Origin of the sequence: Paenibacillus sp. Soil724D2, assembly GCF_001427935.1 — a bacterium.
Taxonomy (GTDB): domain Bacteria; phylum Bacillota; class Bacilli; order Paenibacillales; family NBRC-103111; genus Paenibacillus_E.
Genome location: NZ_LMRY01000004.1, coordinates 60414 through 81631 on the forward strand (window position 1 = coordinate 60414; position 21218 = coordinate 81631).

Annotated in this window: 19 protein-coding genes and 1 pseudogene; 17 read left to right on the forward strand and 3 right to left on the reverse strand. The window is 44.2% G+C overall.

Going from position 1 to position 21218, the window contains the following annotated elements:
• The first annotated feature begins 14 nt into the window (after positions 1–14).
• The 4 genes from ASG85_RS06130 to ASG85_RS06145 all read left to right on the forward strand — a co-directional run bounded on the left by ASG85_RS06130 (position 15) and on the right by ASG85_RS06145 (position 4268).
• On the forward strand, positions 15–317 hold the full coding sequence (locus tag ASG85_RS06130) for a hypothetical protein (RefSeq protein ID WP_057307203.1): 303 nt from the start codon (positions 15–17) through the stop codon (positions 315–317).
• A gap of 38 nt (positions 318–355) precedes the next feature.
• Positions 356–718: a DUF423 domain-containing protein gene (locus ASG85_RS06135; protein WP_056835112.1), complete on the forward strand. Its 363-nt coding sequence runs from the start codon at positions 356–358 to the stop codon at positions 716–718.
• A 134-nt stretch (positions 719–852) separates the two neighbouring features.
• Positions 853–2376: a PAS domain S-box protein gene (locus ASG85_RS06140; RefSeq protein ID WP_060645658.1), complete on the forward strand. Its 1524-nt coding sequence runs from the start codon at positions 853–855 to the stop codon at positions 2374–2376.
• 26 nt (positions 2377–2402) lie between these two features.
• Positions 2403–4268: a putative bifunctional diguanylate cyclase/phosphodiesterase gene (locus ASG85_RS06145; protein ID WP_060645659.1), complete on the forward strand. Its 1866-nt coding sequence runs from the start codon at positions 2403–2405 to the stop codon at positions 4266–4268.
• A 42-nt stretch (positions 4269–4310) separates the two neighbouring features.
• Here ASG85_RS06145 and ASG85_RS06150 read toward each other — a convergent pair whose 3' ends face one another.
• Positions 4311–4808: a hypothetical protein gene (locus ASG85_RS06150; protein WP_060645660.1), complete on the reverse strand. Its 498-nt coding sequence runs from the start codon at positions 4806–4808 to the stop codon at positions 4311–4313.
• Positions 4809–5039: 231 nt separating this feature from the next.
• On the opposite strand from ASG85_RS06150, the gene ASG85_RS06155 reads away from it, so the two are divergent.
• The 13 genes and pseudogenes from ASG85_RS06155 to ASG85_RS06220 all read left to right on the forward strand — a co-directional run bounded on the left by ASG85_RS06155 (position 5040) and on the right by ASG85_RS06220 (position 18840).
• Positions 5040–5552, forward strand: coding sequence for a DUF1003 domain-containing protein (locus ASG85_RS06155; protein ID WP_057307207.1), 513 nt, complete (start codon positions 5040–5042; stop codon positions 5550–5552).
• 136 nt (positions 5553–5688) lie between these two features.
• Positions 5689–5991: a YunC family protein gene (locus ASG85_RS06160; RefSeq protein ID WP_057307208.1), complete on the forward strand. Its 303-nt coding sequence runs from the start codon at positions 5689–5691 to the stop codon at positions 5989–5991.
• Between the two features lie 233 nt (positions 5992–6224).
• The gene (locus ASG85_RS06165; RefSeq protein WP_057307209.1) at positions 6225–7013 is read left to right on the forward strand and encodes a basic amino acid ABC transporter substrate-binding protein; all 789 of its coding nucleotides are present in this window, start codon (positions 6225–6227) and stop codon (positions 7011–7013) included.
• Positions 7014–7096: 83 nt separating this feature from the next.
• Entirely contained in the window at positions 7097–7744 is a 648-nt protein-coding gene (locus tag ASG85_RS06170; RefSeq protein ID WP_047676658.1) for an amino acid ABC transporter permease, read from the forward strand.
• Positions 7745–7757: 13 nt separating this feature from the next.
• A complete protein-coding gene (locus ASG85_RS06175; RefSeq protein ID WP_057307457.1) occupies positions 7758–8480 on the forward strand; it encodes an amino acid ABC transporter ATP-binding protein in 723 nt (240 codons plus the stop codon).
• A gap of 256 nt (positions 8481–8736) precedes the next feature.
• Positions 8737–9405 (forward strand): ABC transporter ATP-binding protein, encoded by a 669-nt coding sequence (locus tag ASG85_RS06185; protein WP_057307458.1) that lies wholly within the window; start codon positions 8737–8739, stop codon positions 9403–9405.
• Complete coding sequence (locus ASG85_RS06190; RefSeq protein WP_063860178.1) at positions 9389–10429, forward strand: efflux RND transporter periplasmic adaptor subunit; 1041 nt, start codon at positions 9389–9391, stop codon at positions 10427–10429. Before ASG85_RS06185 ends, ASG85_RS06190 begins: the two co-directional genes overlap by 17 nt.
• 19 nt (positions 10430–10448) lie before the next feature.
• Positions 10449–13343: an ABC transporter permease gene (locus ASG85_RS06195; RefSeq protein WP_057307211.1), complete on the forward strand. Its 2895-nt coding sequence runs from the start codon at positions 10449–10451 to the stop codon at positions 13341–13343.
• Positions 13344–13345: 2 nt separating this feature from the next.
• Positions 13346–14230: an ABC transporter ATP-binding protein gene (locus ASG85_RS06200; RefSeq protein WP_057307212.1), complete on the forward strand. Its 885-nt coding sequence runs from the start codon at positions 13346–13348 to the stop codon at positions 14228–14230.
• Between the two features lie 176 nt (positions 14231–14406).
• Positions 14407–15702, forward strand: coding sequence for a homocysteine synthase (locus tag ASG85_RS06205; protein ID WP_057307213.1), 1296 nt, complete (start codon positions 14407–14409; stop codon positions 15700–15702).
• A gap of 569 nt (positions 15703–16271) precedes the next feature.
• Positions 16272–16659, forward strand: a pseudogene (locus tag ASG85_RS39825) (D-alanyl-D-alanine carboxypeptidase family protein); the annotation flags it as partial.
• A gap of 174 nt (positions 16660–16833) precedes the next feature.
• Positions 16834–17853 (forward strand): Gfo/Idh/MocA family protein, encoded by a 1020-nt coding sequence (locus tag ASG85_RS06215; RefSeq protein ID WP_060645661.1) that lies wholly within the window; start codon positions 16834–16836, stop codon positions 17851–17853.
• A gap of 30 nt (positions 17854–17883) precedes the next feature.
• The gene (locus ASG85_RS06220; protein ID WP_060645662.1) at positions 17884–18840 is read left to right on the forward strand and encodes an AraC family transcriptional regulator; all 957 of its coding nucleotides are present in this window, start codon (positions 17884–17886) and stop codon (positions 18838–18840) included.
• A 57-nt stretch (positions 18841–18897) separates the two neighbouring features.
• On the opposite strand, the gene mtnA is transcribed toward ASG85_RS06220, so the two are convergent.
• Entirely contained in the window at positions 18898–19989 is a 1092-nt protein-coding gene (mtnA, locus tag ASG85_RS06225) for an S-methyl-5-thioribose-1-phosphate isomerase (protein ID WP_057307217.1), read from the reverse strand.
• A complete protein-coding gene (mtnK, locus tag ASG85_RS06230) occupies positions 19986–21212 on the reverse strand; it encodes an S-methyl-5-thioribose kinase (RefSeq protein ID WP_060645663.1) in 1227 nt (408 codons plus the stop codon). Before mtnK ends, mtnA begins: the two co-directional genes overlap by 4 nt.
• Positions 21213–21218 lie beyond the last annotated feature (6 nt).

Below are 21218 nucleotides of genomic sequence, written 5' to 3' on the forward strand. Positions count from 1 at the left end.
GGGGGACTTCCTTCATGCGTTACCAATTTTGTCAGTATGTTACGATTGTGGATATGAATGAAGAAATTTTGTCAGAGGTATTATTTGAGCATGGCGAGTTTGAATCGAATGCATTAACGATTGGTTCATCTGTTGTGATTTATCAGCTTGGTCTGAAGCAATTTGATGTTGTTTATGACAAAAGAGAAGGCAAAACCGCTCGTAATAAGGTTGTAGACATTGAACTCGATCTTATCAAAAAGCCTTCGATAACACGTGTGTTTTTGGAGCCCGTGCGGTTAATTGTCGGTCAGCATGATATTGGCGAAGTGGAGTAAATAAATGAATCGTTACGGAAGGAAAGTAGAAGAAAATGATGAAACTTTTTTTGCTATTAGGTAGTGTGAATGCATTTCTTTCAGTCGCTCTAGGCGCTTTTGGGGCTCATTACTTGAAACAAAGAATTCCGGATAAGATAGATGTGTTTCAGACCGGCGTTCAATATCACATGATTCATGCGATAGCTCTCATCCTTATTGCTCTTTTGTCGGACAAGCTGGCAAATAGCTCTATGGTGAATGCTTCGGGGTGGGCCATTTTTATCGGTATTATCCTGTTCTCAGGTAGTTTATATGGCCTGAGTTTGACTGGACTCAAGTTTTTTGGACCCATCACTCCGCTAGGCGGGCTGAGTTTCTTGGTTGGATGGATACTTCTGGCCGTGGCCGCTTACAAATAAAAAAATGGAAAGAGTCAGGGAATCTGACTCTTTTTTCATTGTCTTGTGTCTTCTTAGCAGGAAAAAGCGCGGATCATGTAGAAAGTAGTCATGACGGAAACGATCATTCTTCCTTAATTGAAAGGATGTGGCGCATGGCTGATTTCACGGGGAACCAATCAGAAACGGGTAAGTCAATTGCTTCGGAACTAAAGCTACTCACAAGCCATGAGCTATATCATCAATTGTTTGGTTGCGCAGTCATTGCAATGGCAATCGTTAGTCTGGACGGCAGGTTACTCATGGTGAATACATCATTATGCCGCCTCTTAGGCTACACAGAAGAAGAAATGATTGGTCTGCCTATTCAGGAGTTTTCGCATCTTGATGATGTGGAGACCTATGCAGAACTATGTGAGCAAACTCTTCGTGGTGAGCGGGAATCTTCCCAAAAAGAGAATCGCTACGTCCATAAGGATGGCTCCATGATTTGGGGAATAGTTCAAGTTTCCTTCATTCGTGATACGGATGCACAACCCCATCTTGCAGTGGTTCAGATTCAAGATGTATCAGAACGTAAGCGTTTGGAGCACAAGCTTGAGGAAAGCAGACGTGTTTATCAATCCCTGCTGAATCATAACCAAAATCAGCTCATTCTAAATGCCGTTTCAGAGGGGATGTTTGGCATCGATGAGCACTTTGGCACTACGTTTTGGAATAAGTCGGCTGAGTGCTTAACGGGTTACACCTATGAAGAAATGGTAGGGAAGAATCCTTATCTCGTATTGACACGTGCGTGTGGAATTGATGAAGATATGCAAAACAAGAATGCCAATATGTTATATCGAACGATGCTTGAAGGGGTTTGTGATTGTTCAAACGAGATCTTTTACAAAAAAAATGGAGACTCGTTTCCGGTTGAATACATAGCTTCGCCGATCTTGGATCAAGATCACATCATTGGAGTTGTCCTATCATTCAAGGATATTACTGAGCGGCAGCGCACGGAAGAGCTGCTCCACAGGTCAGATAAGATGTCCCTTATCGGGCAGCTTGCTGCTGGGGTTGCTCATGAAATTCGTAATCCATTGACTACGCTCAAAGGATTTATGCAATTTCTGCACCAGGGTGCTGCAAATAAGAAAGAATACTACGATATTATGATGTCCGAACTAGAGCGGATCGAACTGATTACTACAGAAATGCTCGTTCTTGCTAAGCCGCATTTCATACATTACCAGCCCAAAAGCATCGAGAATATTATCAGAAGTGTCATTACCCTGCTTGAAACACACGCCTATATTAACAACATTGAATTCGTTGTCGCTTTGGAGCATCATTTGCCGCTTGTTCTGTGTGAGGAAAACCAGCTGAAGCAATCCTTCATTAATTTGATCAAAAATGCGATGGAAGCAATGCCAGATGGCGGACAAATCGATATTCAACTATTTTCAGTTGGAGACAAAGCGGTGCGTGTATTGTTTCAAGATAGAGGGCATGGGATACCGCAAGATGCATTGGCTAGGCTTGGAGAGCCCTTCTTTACAACGAAGGAAAAAGGGACTGGGCTTGGCATCATGATTACGAATAAAATCATTGAGGATCATCACGGCCAGTTTGTGGTTGAGAGTAAAGTGGGAGAAGGAACGGTTGTCAGTGTGACGCTTCCTAGTACCTAGAGTGAGCAGTAAGAGGAGGCTAATTTGTGAAAAACCGGCTCTATATTGGCGGATATCTGTTATTCGCCATATTCGTAAGCTTTTACGTAAAGCCGTATGCTGCATGGATTTGTTTGCTTGCCTCACTAGTGCTGCTTATCGTGCTGCTTAGAAAAGGTGGAAGTACTCAGTCCTTAATAATGGAAATGCCGCGGGATCACACGTATTTAAATGTGCTTGATTCCTTATTCGAGCACAATCCGAATGCAATTGGTATATTTAATCAAGAAGGTAAATTTGTTCGGATTAATCTAGCGGCAGAAACCATTCTAGGATACTCCGTATCGGAGCTGCTCAATCAACCGTTTATCAGCTTTGTTACACAAGAGCAGCTGGAACGGACAGGCAGCCAGCTTGAACAAGTGATAAGCGGGTCTCCTGTTACCTTTGAAACTGCTGTCATACATAAAAGCGGCTATCGGGTGGATTTGAGTGTTACGGCTGTTCCTGTTGATTTGCAGCCTAATTCCAAAGGCAATATTCTCATTTGCCAGGATATCACAGAGCGTAAGCGCGGCGATGAGCAAGTTCGCTATATGGCTTATTATGATGATATGACAGGGCTGCCGAACAGGCGCATGTTCAGAGATAACTTGAATGAGCGGCTAAGTATTTCCAAATCCATTGGACAAAAGGTGGCTGTCTTTTACTTGGACATTGATCGCTTCAAGCTGGTCAATGACAGCTTCGGTTACGATTACGGAAACATGCTGTTGCTGCAGCTAGCAGAGCGTTTCACGAGATGTGTAACGGACAATGATTACTTGGCTCGCACAGAAGGCGATGAATTTGCCTTTTTCTACACGAATGTAGCCGATTCAAATGACGTAATTGCAGTTATCGCAGAGATTAATCGTGTCCTCGAAAAGCCGTTTCTTTTAGAGCAATATGAACTGCATATTACAGCTAGTATCGGCGTTGCGATATCTTCAGATGATGCCGACGAAGCGGAAATGCTTATGAAATATGCTGACATTGCACTAGCCAGAGCCAAAGAGAAGGGGCGCAACGACTTTCAGATCTTCAATACGGATATGAAGTCGGTTTCAATAAACCGACTCAAGCTGGAGAGTGAGCTTCGCAGGGCGATTGTCGGGGATGAGTTCGTCTTATACTATCAGCCTCAGGTCGATATTGAGACAGGGCGTATTGTCGGTGTTGAAGCTTTGATCCGCTGGGATCATCCGGAGAAAGGTCTCATCTCACCAAACTATTTCATTCCCTTTGCTGAGGAGTCTGGATTGATCGTGCCGATCGGCGAATGGGTACTGCGCGCGGCATGTAAACAAAATAAAGCATGGCAGAACCAAGGCTATGCGATGATGCCAGTATCGGTGAATCTGTCTATGCGGCAGTTTTTTCAACACAATCTCAAAGGCAAGATCAGACATGTTTTAGAACAAACAGGACTTGATCCGCAGTATTTGGAACTTGAAATCACCGAAAGCATGACGATGGATGTTGATCATGCTATTCAGTCCTTACTTGAGCTTAAGGAACTTGGTGTGAATGTAAGCATTGATGATTTTGGGACAGGCTACAGTTCGCTGTACTACTTAAAGAAATTTCCGATTGATAAGCTGAAGATCGATCGTTCCTTTGTTAGAGATATCATGGTGGATCCGAATGACGCGGCCATCGTGGCCACAATTATTGCGATGACCCACCATCTGAATTTGAAGGTCATTGCTGAAGGCGTAGAAACCGAAGATCAACTGCATTTCCTGCACCAGAACCGTTGTAATGAGGTGCAGGGCTATTGGTTTAGTCCACCCGTAAGTGCGGATGAACTAGAGAAAATGCTAAGAACGGGCATCCCGAATGCATCAGCTGCATCTGTCCATGTTAAATAAATAATAAGAGGGTATCCTTCTGGGATACCCTCTTACTTTTATTTAGAATGCGACATAATCATCAATTTCATTCAATTTGAATAAGTAGACCTTCTTCTCATCTACATGATACACCGATACATTTTGATTACTGCTATCATAATTCAAAATACGGCAAGGAAGATTAAGCTTGATTCCCTGACCTTTGATAACCGTTAAACGGATTAACGTATTATTCACTTTGAAACTTTCCAATTGCTCAATAATTTTATCTGAAGCTCCACTGTTGGCGGTGGCTTTCGCCGCGGCTGTTACAGTTGAAGGCGGGACAGCAGCCGTTTTTTTGCTTTGTTGTAACGGAGGGGTGCTCTCTTTTGTCGTGTTAAGTTCAATCAGCTTGCCAAGTTGAATACCTTTAATAATTTGGTAATCCTTGACTGCATCCACATTCAGAAGATGAAGCAGCTTTTCCATGGCAAGGCCATTGGTGGCTTCTTCAATCAGAATTTCTACGGTAAATAAATGTCCATTCGGACTTGTGTCTGCTTTTCCTTGACTCATATAGCCTCCTTGCTGCCTAGAAACTGCTCTTGCACTTACTATAACATGATATCATACCCAAATATAGCTTGCTTCCCCCAAAGATCAAAAGTACTTTCAACATACACTACAAGAACCCTATTGGAATGTTGGAGATGATTAATAAAATGAAGTTAATCAAAGTATGATATGATGTTTTAGTTATATGAGAATAAAAATCCATTTCAATAACAAATAAAGGCAGTGATAATAATGGAAAATGAAAATACAAAGGATTTAAAAGAGTATGCAGGTAGAATTCAACGATTGGTTGATAATTTTCAAAGCAATATCCATGAACATTTAAATGCGGATTATGTAAAATCAACAAAATGGTCGGATAGACTCGCCGATAATGTTGCAAGTTTTGTCGGAAGTTGGAAATTTATTAATATTTTCATGGTGTTTTTGGCTATTTGGGTTATTTTAAACTCTCTGGCGATCACGAAGGTTATTCATTTTGATGAACCGCCTTTTATTTTGTTAAATCTTCTATTATCCTTTCTTGCTGGATTCCAGGCTCCAATTATCATGATGAGTCAGAATAGACAGTCAGCAAGAGATAAACAAGAGGCTATTATTGATTTTGCGATTAACTATAAAGCTGAACAAGAAATAGTTGATATGCAAGGACATTTACATAGACTTGAGGCGGATTTTGCTGAGTTTAGAAATGAAGTGAAAGAAGAACTCTCAGAGATTAAAAAACTTTTACAAGGAAAATGAAAATCCATTTGAAGGTATGTCAATTGCTTTCCCCGCGAATTTGAAATTCAGCAGAAACTTTTCAAACCTTTCTCACACCGTACTAGCCGAGCGCGCATATACTAACGTAAGACTGCGAAGAGGAGCTGTGCAGAGCATGATGCGCGTTGAACCCATTCTCCTTGAAGGACGTACTGCAATTGCTATTGAAGTGAAGCTGCCGAAAACGACGCTGTTGGTTGTGACAACGGATAAAGGTTATATTATGTGTGGCGCTCTCGATGTTGCGCTGCTTAATGAACGCTTGAGCGACAGGAATATTGTAGCTGCACGGGCAACGGGGGTTCGTACGATTGAAGAACTTCTGGAAGCGCCGCTTGAATCGGTGACACACACGGCAGAAGATTTGGGCATTGTAGCTGGGATGACGGGACGGGAAGCTATTTTGAAAATGATGTAAAGGTGTTTTGAATGATGAAATTAGAACGCTTGGGATCTTAGGATCTCGGCGTTTTTATTTGTTTGAGCACGATGACCAACCAGCCACCTATTCATTGTGCACATTTCTAAAAATGAAAAAAAATAACCATTTTCAATATATTTCTAACGAATTTTCGCAATGAAGGCGTTGTTATTTTATTGACCAAGTGTTAAAATATGATTCGTCCATTACATAGAACGGGGGGAATTATTTTGAAAAAATTATTGTTTTTTGTATTAACTGTAGTTTTAGTTGTGGCGCTAGCAGGTTGTGGTTCTAAGGAAAGTGGTGGCACGAAGTACAAATTTGCTACTGATGCTGCCTATGCACCAATGGAATATATGGATAAAGATAAGATGACAGGCTTTGATATCGATTTTCTTGCTGAAGTGATGAAGGAAGCAGGTCTTTCCTACGAGGTCACGAACACAGGCTGGGATACTATGCTAACAAGTGTGAAGCAAGGTAAAGAGTTTCAAGCAGGAATTTCCAGTGTTTCAATTACAGATGAACGTAAACAAACTTACGATTACTCCATCCCTTACTTCGAATCTACGAACATGATTCTTGTTAAAGAAGGCAGCCCGATTAAAAGCGCGGCAGACTTGAAAGACAAGAAAGTAGCTGTTCAAATTTCTACAACGGCGGATACGCTGATGAGTAAAATTATGGGTGATAAGAACCCATCCTTGAAACGTCTGGATAATAACACATTAGCTTTAATGGAGCTTGAGAATAACGGTGTTGATGCGGTTGTAGCTGATATTGCTATTGTTCGTGAATATGTGAAAAATAATCCGAACAAGAAATTCACTACGATTTCTGATCCGAAAAGCTTTGAGTCCGAATACTACGGTATTCTGCTTCCAAAAGGGAGCGAGCTTAAAGCAAAGCTAGACCCGGCGATCAAGAAAGTTATTGAGAACGGTGCTTATGCAAAAGTGTACAAAAAATGGTTCGGTCAAGAGCCTGATACAAAGAAATTACTTGAACAAAAATAATAGGTCAACAGCATGCGTGACTTCAACCTTGCGCATGCTTTTGTTCTTTAAATAGCAAAATAATTGATGAAAGGAAGTGTGGAATGGATTTTCGTTTTGACATCATTATTGAATATATACCTTTATTACTGAAGGGTACACTTTGGACGATTGGTATATCCATTCTTTCCATCCTGTTCGGCTCTGTTTTAGGGCTAGCTGTTGGATTAGGCAAAATGTCGCACCGTGGTTACCTAAGATGGCCAACTAGTATTTATGTAAACTTTTTCCGCGGCACACCGCTGCTCGTTCAAATATTACTCGTCCACTTTGGAATCGTTCCATTATTCATAGGAACAACGAATGCGATCATCGCTTCAATCGTTGCTTTATCTCTGAATTCAGCAGGCTACATGGCCGAGATTTTCAGAGCTGGTATTCAATCCATCGATAAAGGACAAACAGAAGCCGCGCATTCGCTAGGATTGACCCATTTCCAAACCATGAAATCGGTTATTTTGCCTCAGGCGATCAAACGTATGATTCCTCCATTTGGAAATGAGTTTATCGTGCTAATTAAGGACTCTTCCTTATTCGCTGTTATTGCTGCACCAGAATTGATGTATTGGTCCAATGCGATGCGCAGCCAGTACTTTAAAGTCTGGGAACCTTATTTGACAGCTGCTCTTATTTATTTCATTCTCACTTACTCTCTAAGCAAGCTGCTTGCTTATCTGGAAAGGAAAGTGTAGACATATGACAGCTATGATCGAAGTTAAAAATCTTAAGAAATCGTTCGGGGATAATGTCGTCCTGCGAGATATTAGTGCCGATATTCAGAACCAAGAGGTTCTTGTTGTGATAGGACCTTCCGGATCAGGGAAATCGACATTTCTGCGTTGTCTGAACCTGTTAGAACAGCCGGATAGCGGCAGTATCTTGATTGATGGTAAGTCGATTATGGATCCGACGAATAAGATCAATGAGATCCGTATGGAGCTCGGGATGGTCTTCCAGCGATTTCATTTGTTCCCGCATATGAAAGTCATTGATAATATCATGTTAGCGCCTGTTCAGGTGAGAAAATGGCCGGAAGATAAAGCGCGTAAGAAAGCGCTAGAGCTTCTTGATAAAGTTGGGCTGGCGGATAAAGCCAACGCCCTTCCGGACTCGCTCTCGGGCGGTCAGGCGCAGCGTGTTGCTATTGCACGGGCACTCGCTATGGAGCCGAAGATTATGCTGTTCGATGAGCCTACATCGGCTCTTGATCCTGAAATGGTCGGGGAAGTGCTTGCTGTCATGAAGCAGCTGGCCAAAGAAGGGATGACAATGGTTGTCGTCACGCATGAAATGGGCTTCGCCCGCGAAGTTGGTGACCGCGTTATGTTTATGGAACAAGGCGTTATTGTCGAAGTAGGAAAGCCCGAGCAGATTTTTGAAAATGCCACGCAGGAACGTACGAAATCATTTCTGTCTAAAGTGCTATAGTACTTTATAAAAGAATAGAAGTAAGCAAGGAGGATCGCATGCCGATCCTCTTTTTTATTTGTATCTTTTTGGCAAAAGATAGTTTTATAATGAAGGTAACTTATCTTATATTGAAAATAAAGGTGATTTATTCCATCGCTTTCGGTCATTTATTTAAGCGCTTCCAAAGAAGTGTATTTCTCTATCCATTCTTGGTCATTTCGATTCCAATTCTAAAGAGGTGTTAGCATTGAAAACGTATGAAAATCAAGTGCCCATGGTACAAGCAATTGGCGTTACGCGTGTTTTTGGGAAAGGGCCGGGAGCTGTTCACGCATTGCGGGGAGCTCATTTAAGTATTCCCAGAGGCAGACTAGTGGCGTTGCGCGGGAGATCCGGATCTGGTAAAACAACGCTGCTCAATATATTAGGGGCGCTCGATCATCCGTCGGAAGGAACCGTTTATTTAGAAGGCTTGGAGATTAGCCGTTTATCTGATTCCAAGCGCAATGAAGTCAGACGGAAGCAGATTGGTCTTATTTTTCAATCTTTTGCCTTGGTGCCGTATATGTCAGCCTACGAAAATGTAGAGTTTGGATTGCGCATTTCGGGTATTCACCCCAATCAATATAAGAGTTTGGCGGAAGAAGCGCTGGATTTCGTTGGATTGAAGCCGAGAATGAAGCATCGTCCCTATGAACTTTCCGGCGGAGAACAGCAGAGGGTTGCGATTGCCAGGGCCATTGCGCACAAGCCGAAGTTGATTTTGGCAGATGAGCCTACAGCTGAGTTAGATAGCAGAATGGGCCTCCAGGTGCTTAAATTGTTCAAAGATTTGGTGCAAGAAGGAATGACGATTATTTTGACCACGCATGATCTCGCTATTATGGAAATTGTAGATGAAGTGTATGCACTGGAGGATGGTACCATTGTCGACGAAGGTTAATAAATTCGCTTCTCAGCTCGTTCTATTAACAAGTGCTGTGTTTTTACTAGCGGGATGCTCTCTGTTGCCCAAAGAAGAGGAAGCGCTTAAACCGCCTTTAATCAAACCCGTGAAAGAAAATTTCGACCTTTACGAAGTGAAGAAAGGCAGTATAACGAAGAAAGTCAGTGTTATTGGGACCTTTAAGTCTAGTCAAACGACCAACTATTATTTTAAAGAGTCCGGTCATCGGTTAGCTGGATTGCGCGTTAAACTAGGAGATACCGTTAAGCCGGGGGATGTGCTCGCTGAACTGGAAAAAGGCGACTTAGAAACTCGGATTGCCCTTCAAAAACTGAATCTGGAGAAAGCCCAGATTGCTAGTGTGCAAACGAGACAGGTTGACCCCGATCAAGTGCTAGCCAATCGTTTGAAGGCCATAGATGTCGAAGCCGCGCAGCTTCAATTGGCAGCCCTCCAAGCCGAGCTGGACAAGACAAGGCTGACGGCCGATTCCGCAGGAGTAGTAACTTACTTAACCGATGCACAGCAAGGAAATGTCGTGGATGCCTTCAGTACGCTTGTCGTCATCGCTGATCCTACAAAGCTGCAGCTATCTTACGAATCTTCAGATACAAGCACTCTTTCCGGTATTGAAGTTGGCATGGATGTTGAAGTGAAGATTGGTTCCTCTGGAAATAAGATACAAGGTAAGGTGCTGCGGACGCCATCAAGCTCACCGCCAACGGACAACAAAGCGCAAGCCGAAAGAAATGCGAAAACGATTATCGTTGGGGTTCCCGATCGAACGGAAGGAGCAGCGATCGGTATATCCGGAGACATAACAATCATCGTCGAGAAAAGAGAAAATGTCATTGTCCTCCCAAGAACAGGTCTTCGAAGTTACCTAGGTAGGGATTACGTTCAAGTGTTGATTGGTGAAAGTCGGAAAGAAGTCGATGTTGAGAAAGGGCTTGTAACACCGACAGAAGTGGAAATCCGAACCGGACTAAAGGAAGGTCAGAATGTTATTTTAAATAACTAGCATCTTTAGGAGGATAGCAATGGCTTTATTTCTGATGATTCTCCGTAAAATGGTCAAAAACCGCTGGCTAGAGCTTAGTTTACTGGTGGGACTAATTATTTCGGTCGCACTTGCCAGCTCAATGCCCATTTATACACACGCCATTTTACAGCGTATGCTGATCAAAGATTTGGAAGTTCTACAAACCAACTCGCAGCAATATCCCGGGCATGCCTACAATTCTGCCTACATAATGGGAGAAAGCGGAGATCAATTTTTAACGGAAACGGATTCATTTATGGCAGAACAAAGCCAGCAATTCGGCTTGCCGATTCTCCTATCCACGATAACGCGCAGCACATCAAATTTCGAGCTTACACCTAGCGATCCAAGCAAGGTAGACCCTAAAGTAAGCCGCGCAGCTGAATTAACAGCGATGTCGGAGTTGGAAAAGCATATACGTATTGTTGACGGTGTCATGCCTTCTAAGGAACCTGTGGATGGTGTATATGAAGCGTGGGTATTTCCTGAGCTGCTGACTCAATTAAAAATCGTTCTGGGCAATGAATTAACCATCGCTAACAAAGATTTGAAACAAAATATTCGAATAAAGCCTGTTGCTGTTATTGATCGTACAGATTATGCCGATCTTTATTGGACGAATAATATGAGCGATTTGCGTTCAAAATTTTTCATTCCCTTTACCTTATTTGAAAAAGATTTTACGAAAAACAACAGTTTTCCCAATACATTTTCCTATTGGGATTACATTTTGGATTATCATCAATTAAAGTTGGAAGGGCTTGAAGCCTACACCAGCACAGATGAAAGGATAACCAGCTATTTAAGCAATCATTTCAACACATATACAGTCAAAAATCCAGCGATTACTACATTGAAATTGTATGGTGAGAAAGAGAAAAAACTCCGAATTATGCTGTGGTCGCTTAATGTGCCCATTAGTATTTTACTAGCCTTCTATTTATTCATGGTTGCCAATTTGATTACAGAACGACAGAAAACAGAGATTGCCGTGCTTCGCAGCAGAGGAGCAAGCCGGACTCAGATTCTGCTGGGTTATGTGCTGGAAGGTATTTTATTAGGGGGAGTTGCACTTCTAGTTGGTCCTCTAATTGGCCTTCAGTTAACCAAAATACTGGGTGCATCGAATGGATTCTTAACGTTTGTCCAGCGCACAGCGATGGAAGTTAAGCTGAATAAAGAGGCCTATCAATACGCTTTAATTGCTGTAATCGCATCGGTATGTATGACTCTTATTCCCGCTGTACTCGCCACTCGCGCTACAATTGTTAGCCATAAACAAACCATGGCGAGGAAGAACAAGCTCTCTTTTGTACATAAAATGTTTCTCGATGTTGTTTTATTGGCTGTTTCTATTTATTTATTACAAAGCTTTAACCGACGAATGAATGATCTCGTTGCCTTAGGGCTGGACTCTATGGACATGAAAGTAGATCCACTTCTTTTCGTAGTCCCTGCATTATTTATATTTGCCATGGGCCTATTCCTGCTTCGGATATATCCATGGGTCATTCAACTGTTGTATCTCATAGGTCGAAAATGGTGGCCTCCTTATTTGTACTCAACGCTGCTCCAAGTTGGCAGATCAACCACACAATATCAGTTCATTATGCTGTTTATCATCATGACACTTGCAACGGGGTTGTTTAGTGCCAGCGCAGCAAGGACGATGAACAAAAATATTGAAGAGAAGATCCGTTATAAGAATGGGGCCGATATCGTTCTGCAAACCAAATGGGACAATGATGCACCGCCCCCAGATTCAGGCCCATCTGGCCTTCAGTCAGAAGCGGGTTCCAGTGCTAGTCAACCCGTTATTAAGAAGCGAGTCCAATATACGGAGCCGCCGTTCTTGCCCTTCACACAGCTGGCAGGTGTGGAGTCAGCGGCGCGAGTGTTTAATAAGAAAGATGCTTATTTCGCGCTTGGCAAAGAAACGAAAAAAACAGCGTTCATGGGCATTGATACCGATGAATTTGGTCAAACGGCTTGGCTCCGCGACCATTTGCTCGATCATCACTTTTACGAGTATTTAAACCTATTGGCTGGCGATTCCAAAGCGGTGCTTATTTCCAAGTCTATTGCCGAGGAAACTGGAGCCAAAGTGGGCGATGTGGTGCATTTAGGATGGAATGATGTTGAGGGAGCTACTTGTGTTGTGTATGGGATTATCGATTACTGGCCGAGCTGGAATCCCAATCCGATCTTAACTGCTGGAACCCAAACAGGGAGCAGCTCTAACACGACGAAGCAAAGTAAAGTGGATGCGCCGAAGTTAGTGATTGGCCATCTCTCCTACATTCAAAATAATATGGCTGTAGAGCCGTATGATGTTTGGCTAAAGCTAAAACCGGATATGACAAGTCAAGCTTTGTATGAAGAGCTAGAGCTTAAACATATACCCCTCTCAAATTTAATGGATACGAAGCAAATGTTGGTTCTGTCCAAGAATGATCCATTCCAACTGGCTGTGAATGGCGTTATGACGCTTGGCTTCCTGATTGCTATTGGCATAAGCTTTATTGGGTTTCTCCTGTACTGGGTGCTTTCGTTGTCCGGACGGATCTTACAATTCGGCGTGCTACGGGCGATGGGAATTTCTTTTGCGCAGCTGATCGGAATGCTAATCGCTGAACAATTATTAACTTCTGGCGCAGCTGTTCTAATTGGCATGATAACGGGGAATACGGCCAGCAAACTGTTTGTTCCGTTATTCCAATTAACTTTCGATTCATCAAGTCAAGTGCCGCCTTTTCAAGTGAGCTTTGATCCGAATGATCAACTGCATTTGTACGTCATTGTCACTGTGATGATAGGGACGGGGCTATTACTACTCGGGACGATGCTTTCCAGAATTAAGATTCATCAAGCCGTTAAGCTTGGGGAGGATTAAGGATGATTCACTGTGAAAATCTAGTGAAAATTTATAAAGCGGCTGACATTGAAGTCGTCGCCCTGCAAGGGCTTGATCTCCATATTGAGGAGGGAGAGCTGATGGCGATTATCGGCAACAGTGGCAGTGGCAAATCGACTTTGTTGAATATGCTGGGAGGGTTAGATCGTCCTTCGGCGGGTAATCTCCACGTAGATGGGAAGGATTTGTTGAAATTTAAGGAATCGGATCTGGTGAGGTATAAAAGGGAAACCGTTGGCTTCGTCTGGCAAAATAATGCGCGTAACCTGATTCCCTATTTGACAGCTTTGGAAAATGTAGAGCTGCCTATCCTGCTGCAGGGACGACGCAAGCGTCATCGAGCACTAGATTTACTGGAAGCTGTAGGTTTGAGCCATCGAAGAAATAATAAGCTAAATGAGCTTTCTGGCGGAGAACAGCAGCGTGTGGCCATTGCTATTGCACTCGCTAATCAGCCGAGGCTCTTGCTCGCTGATGAGCCGACAGGTTCTGTCGATACGAAGATGGCGAATCAAATTCTGGATCTGTTCCGTGAGCTGAACCGCAGCTTCGGTTTAACGGTTGTTATCGTCACACACGATCCGCTTCTTGCTAAGAAAGTAGACCGTGTCGTTGCCATTCGTGACGGCAAAACCTCCTCGGAGATATTGCGGCGCAAATCCTACCAGGAGGAATTGCTGGAACTGGAGCAAGGCATCGTTGCTGCCGAAGATGATTCTCATATCGAATACGCGGTCATTGACAAGGCAGGCAGACTGCAAATTCCTGCAAACTTCCTCGAATCGATTGGTGCTTCGAATACGAATAAAATTCGCGTTGCGATGGAAGATGGACGAATTGTTCTCCTTCCGCCAGATCAATCTTGAGAAAGGCCCGCTCTTGCATGTACATTTTGGTATAGAAAAAAATCGCAATATGTTAATATTGACTTTACCTAGATATTTCCATTAGAATAATTGTATACTATTCCAGTAGGAATTATCAAATTTAATGTAAATGACTGCTATTATTCAATTTATTTTTATCCTAGGAGGCTTGTGCAATGTCAGATTCAGAACGCCAGTACTTACCGGAAACGTTAGCGATTCATGCAGGTCAACAGGTTGATCCAGCGACGAATTCAAGGGCTGTACCGATTTATCAAACGACGTCCTATGTGTTTAACGATACGGACCATGCTGCAAATTTATTTGCGCTCAAAGAATTTGGCAATATTTATACGCGTATAATGAACCCTACGACCGATGTATTTGAGAAACGGATTGCCGCGTTGGAAGGGGCCCCAGCCGCACTTGCTGTAGCATCCGGTCAGGCAGCCATCACCTTCTCCATTCTGAACATTGCTGAGGTAGGAGATGAAATCGTTTCAGCTTCTGCCTTGTATGGCGGTACATATAATTTATTTTCAAATACATTAGCTAAACTAGGCATTAAAGTGAAATTCGTTGATTCGAGCAATCCGGAAAACTTCCGAGGTGCGATTACGGACAAGACCAAAGCCATTTATGCGGAATCAATCGGTAATCCTAAAGGGGATATTCTCGATATTGAGGCTGTAGCGGCTATAGCTCATGAAAATGGAATTCCTTTGATTATTGATAATACATTCCCGAGCCCTTACCTGCTGAGACCGATTGAGCACGGGGCCGATATTGTTGTTCACTCCGCAACCAAGTTCATTGGTGGACATGGAACAACGATTGGCGGTGTTATTGTAGATAGTGGTAAATTTGATTGGGCTGCAAGCGGTAAATTTCCTGGTTTGACGAAGCCTGATCCAAGCTATAACGGCGTCGTCTATACCGAGGCTGTCGGTCCAATTGCCTACATCATTAAAGCACGGGTTCAACTGCTTCGAGATTTAGGGGCTTCGTTATCTCCTAACAGTTCGTTCCTTTTATTGCAAGGACTTGAGACACTGCATCTGCGTTTGGAACGCCATAGTTCCAATGCCCTTAAGGTTGCTCAATTTTTAGAGTCACATGACTCCGTCGAATGGGTTAGTTATGCTGGTTTAGAAAGCCATCCTTCCTATAAACTTGCTCTGAAGTATTTGCCGAAGGGTCAAGGCGCTATTTTGAGCTTTGGTATCAAAGGCGGTATTGAAGCCGGTAAGAAGCTGATACATTCCGTTAAACTATTCTCGCATTTGGCGAATGTCGGTGATTCGAAGTCATTGATTATTCATCCTGCCAGTACGACGCATGCACAATTGAACGAGCAGGAACAAGTATCTGCCGGTGTGTCTCCAGGACTTATTCGATTATCCGTTGGTACAGAAGCGATCGAAGATATTATCTATGATTTGGAACAAGCGATTGCATCAAGTCAAAGCTAGAAAATTAAAAAGAAGTTATTTTACGAATTCTAAGCTTGTAACCATACACGAATACGCATAAAATAAGAAGGCTGTGATTTAGGCTCAAAACCTAAAATTGCAGCCTTTCTCATTTGCGATGCAACTTTTGCACGCGATCAGAAGTCTATTCATGTGTAATTTTTTTTATTTGAGGAGGCAACTAGAAGATCATGAACAACAAGTCGACATATACGCTCGCCATACTCTTGGCGTTAAGCATAGCAACAGGATGCAGCAAGGGGGAAGTAGCTCCTTCAGGTAGTCCCACTGCAACGGCTACTCCGCCGGTTAGTTTGGGAAGTCCTACACCTTCTTCGAACCCATCTCCATCGCCTGTAGTAACCCCGAAACCCACAGTAGTTCCTACGGCTTCCCCATCAACCTCTACCGTTCCGCCAAAGAGTGGAGCTATCCAAGTTGTAGCCAAACCGGAGAGTATAACGGTTCTTGTAAATAAGCAAAATTCACTGCCTTCCAGCTATGAGCCGACTGATTTGGTATATCCTGACATTCCGTTTATTTTTTCTGAGAAAAATGAAAAACGTAAAATGCGTAAAGCCGCTGCAAGTGCGATCGAAAAACTCTTTGCTGGAGCTGAGAAGGACGGTATCCGCCTATCTGGAGTTTCGGCATATCGCTCTTATGCAACCCAGAAAGCTCTTTTCCAGCGTTATGTGCTTAAAGACGGCGAAGAGAAAGCCAAAATGTACAGTGCTGTCCCTGGGACGAGTGAGCATGAAACTGGGCTAGCCATAGATGTTACGGGCAGTGATGGGAAGTGTGCGGCGGAAGATTGCTTCGCTGGAACCAAGGAAGCGAAATGGCTTGAAACACATGTGGCGGAGTACGGGTTTATTATTCGTTATCCCAAAGGTAAATCAACGATTACCGGTTATCAATACGAGCCATGGCATATTCGTTATGTGGGTATAGATGTTTCGAAAGAATTGGTAGCCAAAAGCTTGACAATGGAGGAGTATTACAATGCGGTGCCTGTAACCAAGTAGTGAAGGTGTCACTATTTTGCACCTTATTCTGTCGTTAATTCGAAATTTATCAGGACGTTATGTCATGTTACAATGAAACCAAGTCACTTATTTGGAGGTTAACATGATTAAAGTAGCGATGTTAAGTTTTTGGCACGTGCATGCAAATGACTATGCAAAACAAGTAGAGGGGCATCCAGTTACTCAGATTGTTGCAGTTTGGGATGAGCTTCCAGAACGTGGACAAGCGGAAGCCGCAAAGCGCGGTGTGAGCTTTTACTCAGATCTAGCAGAGTTATTAGCAAATAAGGAAATTGATGCTGTTGTTGTGGATACACCGACCAACCTACACCGAGACGTAATGATCGCCGCTGCGAAGGCAGGTAAACATATTTTCACAGAAAAAGTTATTGCACCAACCTTACATGAAGTGAATGAGATTCTGAATGCTGTTAATGAAGCGGGAGTGACATTGACAGTTTCATTGCCTCGTTTGAATCCAACGTATACGTTAGCGATTCAAGAAATTATCCAGAAAGAATTATTGGGCCAGATTACACTCGTTCGAACACGCTTATCACACAATGGCGGCATTTCCACGAATGAAAATCCGAACGGATGGCTGCCAGAGCATTTCTACAATGCAAAGCAATGTGGCGGAGGAGCCCTTATTGATCTCGGTTGTCATCCTATGTATTTAACTCGTTTATTGTTGGGGCTGCCTGAAGCTGTAAGCGCTTCTTATGGCTACGTAACAGGTAGAGAAGTTGAAGATAATGCGGTAGCAACCCTCCAGTATGCAAATGGTGCTCTTGGCATCGTAGAAGCTGGTTTTGTGAACGCATTTTCACCATTTGTAATTGAAGTTCACGGTACGGATGGCAGTGTCCTTTATTCCGACCATGATGGAAGAGTCTTACTTCGTACGAAAAAGCTTGCAGATGCAAGCACGCAATGGGTGGCGTATGAGAACGGTCCAGAAGCGAAGCCATCTGCGTTCGATCAATGGGTAGCTCATATTCAAAATGGGACAAAAGCGGTTGAAAATATTGAGCTTGCTGTGGATTTAACGAAGCTGATGGAGGCTTCTAATCGTTCCGTTGCAACCAAACAACAAGTGCGACTTGATTCACTGAACCAGTAATTTTTGCAGGAAAAAAAGGAGGGGCTACAGATGAGTCAGCCATTTTACTTTGAACCCATGGTCGAGAATCCAATGGCATTGGATCGCTTGGAATTAAGCTTCAGGTGGGGTTCTTATGGACTTCGAGTACTGCGTTGTCATCTGACCTCCTTTCCTGCAGGAACGATCATAGATTTCCACCAACATTCCGAGTATGAAATTCATTACATCCCCTATGGCAAAGGCAGGGTGATCCTGGACGGCGTCACGCATCCCCTTCAAGAAGGCATGCTTTATGTAACGGCACCAGGCGTTAGTCATCGCCAAGAAGCGGATGAGCGGGAAGCGATGGGTGAACTATGCCTGCATGTGGATATCGTAAAGCTGGATCAAGGTGAAGATGAGCGAGGGTCTATGCCCGTCCCAGAAGCATGGGGAGAAGCTTGGGAGATTGCTGAGGCAGATGCATGCTTAAGGCAGCTGAGCGAGCTTCCTCATGTCCCTGCTTTAGACCGACAGGAAGCCATGAAGTGCTTTCTTATCGCTTATGAAGCTTGGAGAAGCAATCAGCTGGGGCAGTACACGATCATTAAGCAGTCCATTGTGCAAATGTTGTTAAGGACAGTGGGGGCCTATAAGGCGGACCAGCAAGGTGTGAACCTGCCTGCACGTGATATGAAGAGCTATCGGTATCAGCTAGCCATTCAATTCATTGAGGATAACTTCCGTAGACCACTGACGCTTGAAGGAGTAGCTGAACGCTTACAGATCAGTTCGAGGCAGCTTCAGCGCATCTTTAAGGAGCAAGCGAACATCTCGTTCAGCGAATACTTGGAACAGGTGCGTTTGAAACATGTTTGCAGCGAGCTGCTTCAAACCTCATTGACCCTTGACAAAATTGCGGAAAGCAATGGTTTTGCTTCTAGTAATTATTTGCACTATGTCTTTAAGAAAGCGCATGGTGTCACTCCGAATCAATATCGTGATCAACTATTGAACCCTGTATAAAAGAAAAAGGCTGTTCCCTCGTAGTGTGAACTATCTACGCAGGGAACAGCCTTATTTTTATTCGAACAGCTTCCGCAAGTTTTCCGTATAAGGAGCTTGTATAATGCCTTTTTCGGTAATAATGGCTGTCACATATTCGTTAGGTGTCACGTCGAAGGCTGGGTTGAACACTTTTACCCCTAGCGGAGCTGTTCGTTTACCGAAGCCTTGTGTAATCTCATCCTCATGACGCTCTTCAATGGGGATGTCTCCGCCCGTAGGCGTATTCAGGTCGATCGTGGAGAGCGGGCTCGCCACGTAGAACGGTATGCCATGCGCTTTCGCCAGCACAGCTACGCTGTAGGTGCCGATTTTGTTGGCGACGTCACCGTTAGCCGCTACACGGTCTGTTCCTACGATGACCGCCTGGATCCAGCCCTTCGACATGACCGCGCCGGCCATGTTGTCACAGATCAGTGTCACGTCAACGCCTGCTTGCTGCAGTTCAAAGGCGGTCAGCCGTGCGCCTTGCAGCACCGGGCGGGTCTCATCTGCGAACACTTTGATGTTCATGCCTTTTTCTTTGGCCAAATAGAACGGCGCTAGCGCCGTGCCGTACTTGGCTGTTGCTAAGCCCCCGGCGTTGCAGTGCGTCAGCACGCCGAACCCATCCTCGAACAGCGTTAGCGCATGTTCGCCGATAAGGCGGTTCGTCTCCTCGTCCTCGGCTTGAATCTTCTGCGCTTCGTCGAGGAGAGCTTCCTTGAAGGCAGCCGGGCTTCCGCCCGCTGCTGCCAAAGCGACAGCCTGCGCTCGCATGCGATCGAGCGCCCAGAACAAGTTCACGGCTGTCGGACGCGACGTCGCCAGGTAATCCGCTTGCTTCTGGACTTCCGCCAGAAGCCCGTCCAACTGAGCATCCACTTCACGGATGCCGAGGTATACCCCATACGCGGCGGCGATTCCTATCGCTGGTGCGCCGCGAACCTTCAAATGCCGGATGGCTTCCCACACCTCTATCGGTGTCTCCAGCGGCAAATACAGAATCTCTTCCGGCAGCAGCCGTTGATCGAGCAGATCAAGCTGCTGGCCATTCCAACGCAAGGATTGCAAGGCACCTTGGTTCTCAAGGTTTTGCACTTCTAAATCTTTGTTGTTATTGTTCGTCATAGGACTAAGCCTCTTTCTGCAGCAGATTCTTGGGTGGCGATGGCAATAAGCTCATCGATGGATTTCACTTGACGATGGGTACGAATGAATGAAGTGCCAATGGCTAACGCCAAGCGCTGTGCACGCTCTCTTGCAGCTGCATCTTCGATTTTATCAATATCAGCCACATGTGCAAGTCCAACAATACGGCGCACCATTTTGGCTCCGGCGAATCCGATTGTGTCTTGCAGCAAATTGGCTAAGAAGTAGTTTTGATAGCCAGGTGTTTGGAATACACGATCTACACCGTGCTCATCCCATAACGCGCGGAAATTCGTTTCGAAATGGGTCCATACGTCCTTCACGGTTTGAAGTAAATACGCGCGGTAGGAAGCACGGCTCTCACTATCTTTACTCCAGCCCTCTTGGGCAGCGTAATTAAGGAGCAGATTCCCGAGTACAGCGCCAATATCGAAGCCCATCGGCCCGTAGTAAGCGAACTCTGGATCAATCACCTTCGTGGAATCAGGTTTGATAAAGATGCTTCCTGTGTGCAGATCGCCATGTAGAAGCGCTTGTGCACTCGTAAGGAATTTATTGCGAAGGATAGCTATCTCAAAGTGAAGCTCGCTGTCTACCCAAAGCTTTTCTGCCGCATCGCGGATGTGAGCTTCGATATTGTTCGTTTCTGCATCGCGATACGGATCATCGAAGATTAAGTCTTCTGTAATTTTGCAAAGCTCGGGGTTGATAAATCGACCCTGCTGGATTTTCTTTTCTTGTTGGTTCTTGCCTAGATCCGATGTGAAAAATAACGTATTTGCTAGAAAGCGACCGATATGCTCAGCAAAGAGTGGGTACTGGTTACGTTCAATCAAACCTCTGCGCATAATGATATGGTCACTCAGATCTTCCATTACGGTAAGCGCTAAATCAGCATCATAGGCATAAACGTGAGGTACGAGGTCTGGATTCAAGCCTTCTTCGATCAAGAGCGCTTCACTTTCAATTCGTGCGCGGTCCAGCGTTAACGGCCAGGATTCCCCGACAACTTTGGCATAAGGAAGGGCTTGTTTTAAAATAATACTTTTTCCTGTAGCTGTTTCCGATATGCGAAAAACGAGATTTAAGTTGCCGTCGCCGATTTCATGACTAGTTAAGTCTGAGCCCGGTTGAAACAGATTTGGAATTTGACGTGCGTATTCAATAGCTTGGACTTCGCTTAAAGGATGATAAGTGGACATGTAGTA